Source organism: Pedobacter sp. V48, from assembly GCF_000523515.1.
In the GTDB taxonomy this organism is placed as follows: domain Bacteria; phylum Bacteroidota; class Bacteroidia; order Sphingobacteriales; family Sphingobacteriaceae; genus Pedobacter.
On the sequence record NZ_AWRU01000016.1, the window covers coordinates 45,955 to 58,997 of the forward strand.

Here is a 13,043-nt window from a genome sequence, read left to right on the forward strand (position 1 = left end):
TTCTGTAAAAAGGGGCAGGCATAAAACCTGCCTCTTTTTTTTTACAAAGTTACGGCTTCTTCCACATATTCCCGCAGTACTTTTGCAGCTGCGACCATTTCTATCAAAGCTTTTTTTGTTTCATCCCAATGGCGGGTCTTTAAACCGCAGTCAGGATTCACCCAAAGTTGGGCTGCCGGAATAACAGATTTGGCCTTCTCAAGTAGTAAAACCATCTCTTCTTTGCTCGGAACCCTTGGCGAGTGAATGTCATAAACACCCGGGCCAATTTCATTAGGATATTTAAAATCAGCAAAGGCATCTAATAATTCCATCTGTGATCTTGAACATTCTATCGTAATTACATCAGCATCCATATCTGCAATGTTCTGAATGATGTCATTAAATTCAGAGTAGCACATATGTGTGTGAATCTGAGTTTCATCTTCAACTCCACTTGCTGAGATGCGGAATGCCCTAACTGCCCAATGTAGATATTGTTGCCAATCAGCTTTACGCAATGGCAAGCCTTCGCGAATAGCCGGCTCATCGATCTGTATGATCTTAATCCCTGCCTTTTCAAGATCCACCACCTCATCTCTAATTGCAAGCGCAATCTGTGTACAGGTTTCTGACCTTGGCTGATCATTTCTAACAAACGACCATTGCAAAATAGTTACCGGACCGGTAAGCATTCCTTTAACCCATTTGTCACTAAGCGATTGAGCATAGGCTGACCACCTAACAGTCATTGGCCTAGGGCGATGCACATCACCATAGATAACTGGTGGTTTTACACACCTGCTGCCATAACTCTGCACCCATCCATTTTTAGTAAAAGTAAAACCCGCAAGTTGCTCACCAAAGTACTCAACCATGTCATTGCGTTCAAACTCGCCGTGTACCAAAACATCAATACCCGATTCTTCCTGAAAACGAATCGTTTCTTCAGTTTCCTTTTCGATTAACGCATCGTATTCTGCAAGAGTTAAATCGCCTTTTTTATATTTAGCTCTCCAACTTCTTACCTCAGTTGTTTGCGGAAATGATCCAATAGTTGTTGTTGGGAACAAAGGAAGTTTTAATGCTTTATGTTGTGCTTCTTTACGAATAGCAAAAGTATTTTCTCGATTTTCATCTTTAGTAGTTATACCCGCAACTCTTTGTTTTACCGCCTGATTATGGATTAAGGAAGAAGTCTTACGGTTTTCATTCGCATTAATATTATCCGCCAGCTTTTCGGCTGCTGCCTCTTCTCCATTAACCAATTGTTTTAACGTAACAATTTCATCTACCTTTTGCTTAGCAAACGATAGCCATTGTTTAATTTCTGGGGTCAAAACAGATTCATTTGTTTCCAGTTCAAGATCACATGGAGAGTGTATAAGCGAACAAGATGGACTTATGATCAATCTTTTAACGCCAACGTTAGCTTGCGCAGTCTCAATTAGAGCTAATGAGGCTTTAAAATCATTTTTCCAGATGTTTCTTCCATCAACAACACCAACCGATAAAACTAAATTAGAAGGAATAGCATCTAAAACAGATTGCAATTGCTCCGGATTACGCACAAGATCAATGTGCAGAGCAGTAACCGGTAATGATGTTGCTAATTCCGTATTGTCTTTTAAAGCTTCAAAATAGGTAGTAAGCAGTGTTTTAAGATTAGGGAATTGCTTTTTTATTTCTGCATAAACATATTTAAAAGCCACTTTATCTTTATCTGTTRRNTSTWRWNGAKRGAARARRCNTCKKSAAAMNTGWWYYYAWWSMMNCATNTYGCWYTWMYAKTWTCYKYMARMTWNTCGRYNTRCWSCSKMWKCWSSWTTWWMMWAWKGTYNTAWCSTRWCAAWYYCAKCTTSYTYKNCTTNTACMMWSYMAAAGATAGGTAACCGGACCAATAATTACCGGTTTGGTTTTAATGCCTAATCTTTTACTCTCATTGTATTCATCTAATATCTTGGTAGAAAACAGTTTAAATTGCTGATCCTTTACAAATTCAGGAACAATATAATGATAGTTGGTATCAAACCATTTAGTCATTTCCATGGCGGTAATATCCAGATGGTCTTTCTGATACCCTCTGGCCATTGCAAAATAAAGGTCTAATTCTGAATTGCCTTTATTTAAAATTACCTCGTGATAACGGCTAGGGATTGCTCCAACTGTTAACGAAAGATCCAGTACCTGATCATAGAATGAAAAGTCATTACTGGGAATTAAATCAATACCCGCGTGCTTTTGTAATTCCCAATTTTGCTGGCGGATGTTTCTCCCAACCTGCACCAGGTTTTGAATTGTTGTTTTGCCCGACCAATACTGCTCGCAGGCTTTTTTGAGTTCTCTGTTGCTACCAATTCGCGGATAGCCTAGATTGTTTGTTAGCATTTTGTTGCATTTAATTGAAAAAATCAGTTAAAAGCCCTTTGCTGAACTTCGCAATGCAATAGAAATAAAGAAGATTAAGAAAGGAAAAGATGTACTCAAGATGCCGTCATCTCGCACGCAGAGAGAGATCTCTCGGCATAAACATAGAGATATCTCCTACCGTCGATATGACGGGCGTCAATACATCATACCTGACTTGTGCTTCAAATCGCGAAAGCATTGTCAATTCGGTGAAGGCAGGTCTCCTGACTTGTAACATTTTTACCATCCTTCCCATCCCATTACTGGAACAGTGGATATTCTAAGGGTAAAAACCTTTGTGTTACTTACAGTTGCGCGACAGTTCGTGATTTACACACGATTCCCTATTAATCTACAATTAAGTAAAACCTCTCCGGTTGATGAAGAATTAAAGTAAAGAACTTATAAGGTGCAAACTTACATTTTATTACCCACACATTACATATTATTTTTTGAGTAGTGTACCTTTGCAACATTCTAAAAGCATTATTATGAAATTTAACCGACCCATCTTATCCGCATTTTTATTTGGCAGCATAGTGTTTCTGGCTTCTTGTCAGGATCAAAAARWRCTNTCYTMWWTTANNYYSCANRSMAGMWRMWMCWKTTMMRMAAKCWKRTRGATMMWSWMKYKTTSANNTMMKGYANMCAMAAYAWKWCCTRCNYWTRSWYYSYWAMATNMARRMWAKMWYYSTCNATTAASAWYRRYMMKYYYWGGKRTAMANATNYTWCWTTRSYNAKTKCTKTNTTCACTTCATGCACCACAATATGTCCTACCATGCACCGCAACATGAAAACAATATTTGACAAATACAAAGACAATCCTGATGTGATGTTCCTTTCGCATACTATTGATTTTAAATACGACCATCCTTCAGTTTTAAAGAAGTATGCGCAAAAGCTAGGAGTAGACGGTCCAAAATGGCAGTTTGCTTATGGTTCAAAAGACAGTATCTACAAGATTGCGGAAAAGGATTATCTGGTTGCAGTAATTGAAGACAGCACTGCTAAAGAAGGATATGTACACCAGGGCTGGCTAATCTTAATTGACAAACAAAAACGCATTCGTGGAGCTTATGACGGAACTAACCCGGAGCAAGTCGCTCAGCTTACCAAAGATATCCCGGTTTTACTAGCAGAAGATAAGAAGTAATCATGCGTAAATTAATATTAAGCGCATTATTTCTGATCACAACTGCTACAATGATCTATTCCTGTCAGAGCTCAGAGCAATTAAAGCAAGACATTTACTATGCAAACGGCCGTGATCTTTACATTAAGCATTGTCAAAACTGCCATGGCTCAAAAGGAGAAGGATTAAATGATTTGGCTCCGCCTCTTACAGACACTGTTTTTCTAAGGGAGAACAAACAAAAAATAGCTTGTTTTATTAAAAATGGCGCATCAGGCCCAATTATTGTAAACGGCAAAAAATACGATGGAAAAATGCCGGATTTTGCTACCCTGGCCAACATAGACATTGCTCAAATAGTTGTTTACATTACCAACACATACGGTAATAAACAAGGAATGTATACCCCAGAGCAAATAGCAGAAGATTTAAAAAATTGTAAATAATTCTAAAATAGTCTTAAAACAGTCGTCATCTCTCCTATCGTAGAGATGACGACGTGTACTATACCACGATTACAGTATTGTACCAAACTATTTCCAGATAGACTTGGCTGAATACACTTCCAGGTTTTTAACATCAATATTGTTTCCCCAGAAATGGAACCCCTCTTTATTGTCGGTAACCGGTTTTCTTTCCATCGAATAAGAGTAAGCACCCCCATCGATAAACACTTCTATAGAGGTCTTATCTATATAAATATCTGCTGTCAACTCCATACTTGTCATATCGTTAGGTGAATAGAAAACCCCATTAATTGTATTATTATTCATATCATAATCAATAATACGCTGACCAAATAGATTAAACCCGGCACTAGTTGCATGCGAAAGCTTAAAGGTGGTTTTAATGCGTATTTTATCAGCGTTATAGAATTCCTTAAGCTTCTGATTGGCATCATCAGATTTTAGATCAGCCCATTGGTTTGTGCGGTTAAACAATTGTTCGGTTTCTTTTATCGGCGTACTAAATACCCTTACTCCATTTTTAGTGGAATTGAGTTTTAGTTCAGTAGGCAACAACATCATGTTATTAAAAGGCATACCAGGTTGAGCGATTCTTCCCCATCCAATCTGGATGCGTCTGCCATCACTTTCCGGAATGTTAGTGTAGGTTTGGGCAGCATATATCGACCCTGTCGAATAAAAATATTTACCTGCTTCAGGCGTAAAGGTTTTTCCATCAAAGGAACCAATCATATAAGAGCCAGATGCACCATACATTACCCATTTGGTTTTATCCTTGTTACCATCAATAGGTAACTCAAAAAGCTCAGGACATTCCCAAAATCCTGTAACATGGCTTTCGAAGTTCCATTCTTTTAAATTTTTTGAAGTGTAGATCGAGTGTCCATCACGTTCGTTTAATACCATTACCCAGTGTTTAGCTGGCTTATACCAGAAAACCTTAGGATCACGGGTATCTCTGCTATTCCATTTCTCTTTAGAATCTATAACAGGATTCTTTTCATACTTAGACCAGGTACGTCCTTTATCCAGGCTGTAAGCAACACATTGAATCTCTCTGTCTGAATTATCAGCTGTATATATAGCAACCATTGCAGGAGTATTCCCTTTATTGAATCCTGCGGTATTGTCATAGTCAATCACAGCTGATCCTGAAAACATGGTTCCTAAATTATCCGGGTGTAAGGCTACAGAAAGCTCATCCCAGTGCACAAGGTCTTTACTCACTGCGTGTCCCCATGACATATTTTCCCATTCTCTTTCATAAGGATTATGCTGATAAAAAAGATGGTATTCACCTTCATAAAATATTAGTCCATTTGGGTCATTAATCCATCCTCTTCTTGTTGAAAAGTGAAACTGAGGGCGATTTTTCTCATGGTACAAAGAATCCTGACCAGCAATCTTATCGTCCTGATAAATTTTGCTAAGTCCAGCTCCATCCCCATCATAACTTATTTTTATGGTCTTACCTTTAAAGGCCGATACGTCCGTAAAAACCCAATATTCAGGATCACCTGGTGCCAGTCTGATTTTAAATGAACGCTCCAGTTTACCTCCTATTTCAAACTTCATTGTTCCCCTATCCTGGCGTTGAGATACCGGTAAGTTGAGGTATTTTTTAGCTATCTTAATAGAAATATCTGCAGCAAATATTGAGATACTGCAGCACAACATTAGCCCCGTGGTAAGTACGGCTTTTAAAATTGATTTCATCGTTTAGTTATTTAGGTTAAATTGTATGTTTATGTAATTATAGTATTTTAAATCCATTACCAGCCCTTATTTTGTTGGTATAAGCCCTTACTAAAATTAACCTGATTTAATGGAATTGGGAAATATTCATCTCTCGCGGCTGTAAATTTAGCATTAGCCAAATGGTTGGCTCTTGATTTTTCAATGTTAAAATAAGCATTCATAGTTTGCGCAGCTACTCCCCAGCGTACCAGGTCAAAGAAATGATAGCCTTCAGTTGCAAATTCAATTCTTCTTTCAAAGCGAAGCGCCTTTCTGGCATATTCCTGGGTCCATGTACAGTTCACGCCCGGCCGGTATAACTGAACATTATAATTTGAGGTTGGATGTCCATTAGCAAGTTTAAGAAGCGCTTTACTTTTTGATGAACGGTCTCTTACCTGATTTATCAACGGATAAGCCTCATCTTGTCTACCAAGTTCAATAACTGCCTCGGCTTTCCATAGCAACACATCCGAATAACGTATGATCTCCCAGTTTTTAGAGCTCGACATAAATGGCGGGATTTTCTGGAAAGACGCATCACCAGGCAATACCGCTTCTTTTAAACTTGCAAATGCATCATAAACTGCAGGTGCTCTTGCCCAAAACCGTTCAAATATAAAATCTGTTTTATACTTAAAAGGAGCTCCAGGTTTAGCAACGGTATGGTCTAAACGAGGATCAAAAGTACTGGTCTGAAAATCAAGTGAGGCCGCAACATCAACATCGTTGTAGGTACCAAACATTGGTAAACCATTGACATCAGTTTTAAATGAGTTAATCAAATCATGGCTAGGCACATTAAATCCGCAGCAGCCATAATCCTGGTTCATCGGGTAGTTAAGCGCGTGTCCATAGTCAAGCCGCCCCTTAGGTGTTCCATCATCTTTCGAATACTGAATAGCAAACACGGACTCTGGTCCGTTTTCAGTTGCAGCCAGAAAATTATTAGCAAAATCATCACTTAAATGATATCTGCCGGATGCAATTACCTCATCGCATAAAGCATTAACCTCTGTTAATTTTTCATTGCTTATGGAAGTTACGGTATTGCTTTCGTCCTGAATATAGGCCTGATATAAAAGCGCTTTAGCTAAATAAGCCTTTGCAGTAAATTTATTCGGCCGGCCTTTATCACTTTGATCTGGTGGAAGCACAGCAGCTGCATCTTTGAAGTCTGTGGCAATCTTGTCCCACAACTCTTCATTACTTAATGCCTTGTTAGAAACAGTTGGATAATCCTCTTTTACAAGCGTTTCATCAATAAAGGGTATGTATTTAAAAAGGATTTTAAGCAGGAAGTAATAGTGCCCCCTTAAGAATTTTAGTTCTCCTTGCCTTTCTGCTTTTTTAGGATAATCCGCTTCAGATAAAGCATTTACTCTTTTTAAGGCGTCATTAACTCTTCCAACACCTACATAAAGCCTAAACCACAACTGATCTAACAAGCCATTATCTACCCTATTTGTAACAAAGGTTTCAAAAAGATGGAATTCAGACAAATCTCCGGGTCCATCTCCTCCTTTGTAAGTATCTCCACCTCTAACGCTACCATATGGCCACATACTTGAGTAAGGAGAGGTATAATGGTCGTTACCCAAAGATGAGTAAGCTGCAATTACCATCTTGTCAACATTTTCAGGAGTATTTAGTTCTTCACCAGAAGCAACTCCCTGTGCTGGTTCGTCAAGTACCTTTTTACAAGACGTAAGAAGGACACCAAGAACCACTAGTGTATATAATAATCTTTTCATGTTCTGTTTATTTTTTAGTTACAATGTAATGTTCAGGCCAATAGTTCCTATTACAGGCACTGGAAATCCATAATTTGGAGTTTCCGGATCGGTACCGGTAAACGACTTACTCTTGATCGTAAATAGATTACTTCCCTGTATGAATACGCGGGCATTCTGAATCTTCGATTTAAACATACGCTTAAGGTTATAGCCCAGCTGTAAGTTTCTTAGTTTTACATAAGAGCCATCTTCAATAAAATAGGTTGATGACCTGCCCTCGTTATTATTATCAATTAAGGTAAGCGCAGGAATGGTTGAGGATGGGTTAGATGGAGTCCATGCCTCAAGAGTTCTCTGGCCCCAGTTTGTCCCTGTCCACAAGGATGAAAAATCAGTGTACGTTTTAAATTCATTTGTTACTTTGATGCTAATTGCCTGCACAAAGAAGCTAAGATCAAAGTCTTTGTATGTAAAAGAAGCATTTAAACCACAGGTAAACTTAGGACTTGCATTACCTATAAAATCTCTGTCCTTGTCGTCTATAACATTATCTCCGTTTAAATCTTTATATCTGATTCGGCCAATTCCTTTTCCAGGCTGAGCCGCTGAAGAATTTACATCGTCTGCATTTTGAAACAAGCCATCGGTGATATACCCAAAAAATGAATTAATTGGCCTGTTCAAAACAGTTTTATCGGTTCCATTGCCCGGATAAGAAGCTAAAACATCCTCTGGCAAATAAGTAACTTCATTTCGGTACAATGAAAAATTACCCGTCAGATTCATTGAAAAATCATTAGAAAACTTGTTATCGTAAGACAGTAAGGCATCAAATCCTTTATTACGCATTGAAGCACCATTGATGTATTTACTACCTCCGTCACCCAGAACAGCCAGATAAGCGGGTTTAATTAAAATATCGGAGGTATTTTTAATAAAATAATCAAATGAACCTGTGATTTTGTTGTTTAACAAGCCAAAATCCAAACCAAAATTAGATTCCTGTAAAGATTCCCATTTCAGGGCATTGTTCCCCCTTTGTATTGAGGTAAAACCTGATGGCAACTGTCCGGAGCCACTACCTGTAATATCGTAAGCACTTCCAGCATCGAAATCCCATGTCGGATCCATGCCATATATAGCGGCATATAGTGCTCTGTTAGCATTATTCGGAATTTCCTGATTACCCGATTTACCCCAGCCATATCTAAGTTTTAAATCAGAAATAAATGGAAGTTTTTTCATAAACTCTTCCTCGCTAACGCGCCATCCTGCAGAAAATGCAGGAAATGTACCATAACGGTTATCTTGTCCGAAGCGCGAAGAACCGTCTCTCCTTATTGTAGCTGAAACAATGTATCTGTCATTAAAAACATAATTTACTTTTCCAAAATAAGAGAGCAGCGCATTCCCGGATCCTATTCCCTCATTTAAGGTATTGCCTGTCGCAGCCCCGAGATAAGCATAATCAATAGTTTCTAAGGCTAGCCCCTGTCTGCTGGCAAGGAATGATTGATTGATGTTTTTAATTTGCTCATGACCAAGCAAAAATTCCACCTGATGTTTATTACTGGTTAGTTTGTAGTTCAGCGTGTTTTGCCAAACTATGTTACCATCGTAATTTTGTAAATTCGTGACCTGATTAGACGGATCTGCTAAAAATCCGGAAATGTATGATTTACGCAGTGTTCTTTGGTAAGTACCATTATAATCTACTCCCAAACTGGTACGTAAGTTTAATCCAGGGATAATACTATAATCAGCATATATATTTCCCATGATACGATAGAAACTGCTTGAATTTTGCCTGTTATCTTCGATCAATCTCACCGGGTTCTGTCTGTCAGTCATCCCCGAAGCAGGACCACCCCACCCACCATCTACAGTGTGTATCGGCACAATTGGCTGCTGTACAAGGGATGCAAACAAAATATCACTAACTGGGGTAAGTGCATTCTTAATGTAACTGGCGGTAAGATTTTCTCCTATTTTAAGCTTGGAATTTAAAAAATTAAAATCAGTATTTAGTCTGGCGGTAAACTTGTCGTTTTTAGAAGACTTTACAATACCCTTGTTTTGATAATAGCCTAAAGAAAACATCGTATTCCCTTTTTCGTTGCCATTGCTCAAGGCGACATCATATGACTGAATAATTGAATTTTGCGAGATGGCATCAAACCAATCAGTATTGGCAGGTCTCATGGTCTTGGCATTATCAATAAATTCAGGATAAATAACTTTATTTAAAACGGGGTTATTCACATCATTATTCCAGTCAAACTGATAGATCTGATGCTTATTTGGATCCACTTTATCATTAACGGCCGCCTGCCAGTAAGCTTTTCCTCTGCCCTCTGCATCCAGCGTTTTTAGTTTTGTGGCGTAATTCTGAATAGAAGCAGAAACATTTACGTCAATTTTTGAATATCCGGCTCTGGCTTTCTTAGTAGTGATAATGATTACCCCATTTGCAGCTCTTGAACCATAAATTGTAGATGAAGAAGCATCTTTTAAAACCTGAATAGATTCAATATCATTAGGATTTAATTCTTGTAAACCCCTCTTTGATGGCACGCCATCTATTACGTAAAGTGGATCATTGTTACCTAAGGTTCCGATACCTCTAATCCTCACCGTGGCACCGCCTGATGGAGAACCATCTGTAGTAATAAAAACTCCCGGCACACGTCCCTGAAGAGACTTAACCGGATTCCCAACGGGTATATCCTTAATACCTTTCACGTCTACAACATTTACGGCCCCGGTAATATCCTTCTTGCGTTCCTTCTGGTATCCGGTTACTACGACCTGATTCAAGCTGGTACTGGCAACATTAAGTTTGATCTGAATATTTTGAGACTCGGCAGTAACAGTGTAGCTATATGGATCGGCACCCATATAAATAAACTTTATGGTTTGTCCGTTCTCTGCGCTGATCTTGAAATTTCCGTTCTGATCAGTAAGAACGGTGATTTTAGTGCCTGGAATTGCTACTGTCACCGCTTCTAAAGGCACTGATTCTCCATCAGTTACCTTTCCGCTAATGACTCTGGTTTGCCCAAAGCTCGCGCTTATCGCTATCAGCAGCAAGCTGCATAGCAAGAAAAATTTTCTCATGATTTATTTGGTTATGGTTTAAATATTTGGTTGTTGTTTAGGTTTATTTAGGTTTAAATATCTGATCTCTGAACTGAATATATTCGGCAATATCATACTGAGGACAGCCTCCTTTTTTGGTTGCAATAAACCCGCCCATGGCTATCGCTTTCATTAATATATCTTTAGGTTGATCTTTAAGATAATGACTGGCAATAAAAGCAGCCAGAAAAGAATCGCCACTACCAATCGTATCCGTTACTTTTATCTCATTGCCCCAAATATGATGTGCTTCATCATTCTTGTAATACGAAGCTCCAAACTCTCCTTTAGTAACAACGATTTCGGGAACATTAAAACGGTTTTGGATAAACTTAACCATCTGTGGTTCTCCCTCAAATGAACCACTAAACATGGTCTGCACCATACTCAACTCTGCCTCGTTAAACTTTACAATATCAGCTTTAGTCAATAACACCTCTAACAAAGAATGATTAATAAAAGGCGGACGAATATTGATATCAAAAACTTTTATTGCATCAGTATCCAACAATTCGATAAGGGTATTTCTGGAGGTATCATTTCTGGAAGCCAGACTACCGTAAACGAAATATTTTGATGGCTTTATTTGTTCCTTTAACTTATTTGCTTCATCAATAAAATCCCAGGCAACCGGAAAAACAATCTCATAAGTTACCTCATTCCCATTGTTCATTCTGGCAAGCACTTCACTGGTAGCGTGCTCTTTGTCAGTTTGCAGGAAGCTCTTATTAATCCCCCAATTGCCCATCAATTCTTCCAGCTTATGCCCATTGTTGTCATCACCAATCCTGCTAATCAAACCAGATGCTACACCCAATTTTTTGAGGTGATAAGCAACATTTAAAGGCGCACCGCCCGGCTGAGGACCATCAGGTAAAACGTCCCAAAGTATTTCTCCATAGCATACTGCCTCTGCTGTTAAAGATTTTTCTTGTTTCATGGTTTAGAATTTAATGTAAAACAATATTGTCGCCGATGCTCTCCAATGATTTTCCTTTCGTTTCAGGCATAAAGCGCCATACAAATAACAATTGTAAAACCATCATGGAGCCGAAAAAGCTAAAAGTTACCGCGCCTCCAAAAGTTTCGGCAAAATAAGGGAAGTAAAAAGCAACCAGCGCGGCCATTACCCAGTGCGTAGAGCTACCTAAGGTTTGCCCTTTGGCCCTCACCTGATTTGGGAAGATTTCTGAAATAAATACCCAAATAACTGCTCCCTGAGAAAATGCAAAAAAAGCAATAAACACCATCATATAGATGGGAATAGCCATGCCACTAAAACGCTCGGTATAAAATGTAAAGGCCACTAAAAATAAGGAAGCGATAAGGCCAAACGACCCGATTAACATCAAAACACGGCGACCAACTTTATCAATAAAATTTAAAGCTAATAAGGTAAAAGCAAAATTAATCAGCCCAATTCCAACTGTAGATAACAGCGAAGAGTGTGCCCCAAGTCCGGCCATTTCAAAAATTCTAGGCGCATAATAGATAATGGCATTAATACCCGACACCTGATTAAAAAATGCAAACAACACCGCAAATATCACCGGTTTCGAATACTGACCAGAAAACAAGCTTTCATTGTTTTTTGAAGATTCTCCCAGTTTCTTGTCCGATCCTTTAATTGCCGCTAACTCAGTCTCACAGTTCAGCGGATTAATAATCCTTAGTATTTCCAGAGCCTTTTCAGTAGCTCCTTTTTTAAGGATAAGCCAACGTGGGCTTTCCGGAATAAACTTAATTAGGATCAGAAAAATTAAAGATGGTACCGCTTGCACTCCCAACATCCAGCGCCACGATGATTCCCCACCCTGGCTAATCAGGTAATTTGAAAGGTAAGAAATCAAAATTCCAAGTACCACGTTAAACTGGAACAATCCTACCAAACGGCCACGTCTGTCGGCCGGCGAAATTTCTGATATATAAATTGGAGCCGTTACTGAGGATGTGCCAACTCCCAAACCTCCGATAAATCTGAATACAAGAAAAACATACCAATTATCTGCCAATGCAGTTCCTAATGATGACAACAAATAAACTACCGCAACAAAATACAAAGTGTTTTTACGGCCAAACTTATCAGACGGTCTGGAACCAAGTAATGAACCAATCACAGTACCTATTAAAGCTATTGAGATGGTTAGACCGTGTTCAAATACAGAAAGATTCCAATATTGTTGAATTGATTTCTCGGCTCCTGATATCACTGCGGTATCAAAGCCAAAAAGAAACCCACCTAATGCTACTACTACCGACCAGGCAAGCACTGAATTTTTTTTCATGAAGTTCGATTTATAAATGGTTAATGATTGCAAATTAGCGGTTAATCAGAAGCAGGTGTTATGATTCTTACATCAAATTCTTTAAAAAATCAAACACAAATAAACAACCTTATAATCAGATAGTTATAAATAAACAAAAGCGGTAATTTCCCTTACATTA

7 protein-coding genes, 2 pseudogenes and 1 riboswitch are annotated in these 13,043 nt (G+C 38.6%); of the genes and pseudogenes, 2 read left to right on the forward strand and 7 right to left on the reverse strand.

From position 1 onward, the window contains the following. Positions 1-41: 41 nt before the first annotated feature. On the reverse strand, positions 42-1,691 hold the full coding sequence (gene metE / locus N824_RS15525) for a 5-methyltetrahydropteroyltriglutamate--homocysteine S-methyltransferase (protein WP_373419289.1): 1,650 nt from the start codon (positions 1,689-1,691) through the stop codon (positions 42-44). Positions 1,692-1,698: 7 nt separating this feature from the next. After that, positions 1,699-2,367, reverse strand: a pseudogene (locus N824_RS15530) (hypothetical protein). A gap of 217 nt (positions 2,368-2,584) precedes the next feature. Next, a riboswitch (cobalamin riboswitch) is annotated at positions 2,585-2,776 on the reverse strand. A 165-nt stretch (positions 2,777-2,941) separates the two neighbouring features. On the opposite strand from N824_RS15530, the pseudogene N824_RS35575 reads away from it, so the two are divergent. Then, positions 2,942-3,541: pseudogene (locus tag N824_RS35575) on the forward strand (SCO family protein). 2 nt (positions 3,542-3,543) lie between these two features. After that, complete coding sequence (locus tag N824_RS15540) at positions 3,544-3,966, forward strand: cytochrome c (protein WP_048906080.1); 423 nt, start codon at positions 3,544-3,546, stop codon at positions 3,964-3,966. Positions 3,967-4,053: 87 nt separating this feature from the next. On the opposite strand, the gene N824_RS15545 is transcribed toward N824_RS15540, so the two are convergent. From N824_RS15545 to N824_RS15565, 5 genes are read right to left on the reverse strand one after another with little or no spacing between them, the layout of a single operon-like run. Next, positions 4,054-5,703 carry a GH32 C-terminal domain-containing protein gene (locus N824_RS15545; RefSeq protein ID WP_048906081.1) on the reverse strand — a complete coding sequence of 550 codons (1,650 nt, stop codon included), beginning with the start codon at positions 5,701-5,703 and terminating at the stop codon, positions 4,054-4,056. Between the two features lie 56 nt (positions 5,704-5,759). Further along, a complete protein-coding gene (locus N824_RS15550) occupies positions 5,760-7,478 on the reverse strand; it encodes a RagB/SusD family nutrient uptake outer membrane protein (protein WP_048906082.1) in 1,719 nt (572 codons plus the stop codon). Positions 7,479-7,496: 18 nt separating this feature from the next. Continuing rightward, entirely contained in the window at positions 7,497-10,577 is a 3,081-nt protein-coding gene (locus N824_RS15555; protein WP_048906083.1) for a TonB-dependent receptor, read from the reverse strand. 43 nt (positions 10,578-10,620) lie between these two features. Beyond that, positions 10,621-11,538 carry a carbohydrate kinase gene (locus tag N824_RS15560; protein WP_048906084.1) on the reverse strand — a complete coding sequence of 306 codons (918 nt, stop codon included), beginning with the start codon at positions 11,536-11,538 and terminating at the stop codon, positions 10,621-10,623. A gap of 10 nt (positions 11,539-11,548) precedes the next feature. Further along, entirely contained in the window at positions 11,549-12,883 is a 1,335-nt protein-coding gene (locus N824_RS15565) for a sugar porter family MFS transporter (RefSeq protein WP_048906085.1), read from the reverse strand. Between the last annotated feature and the right edge of the window lie 160 nt (positions 12,884-13,043).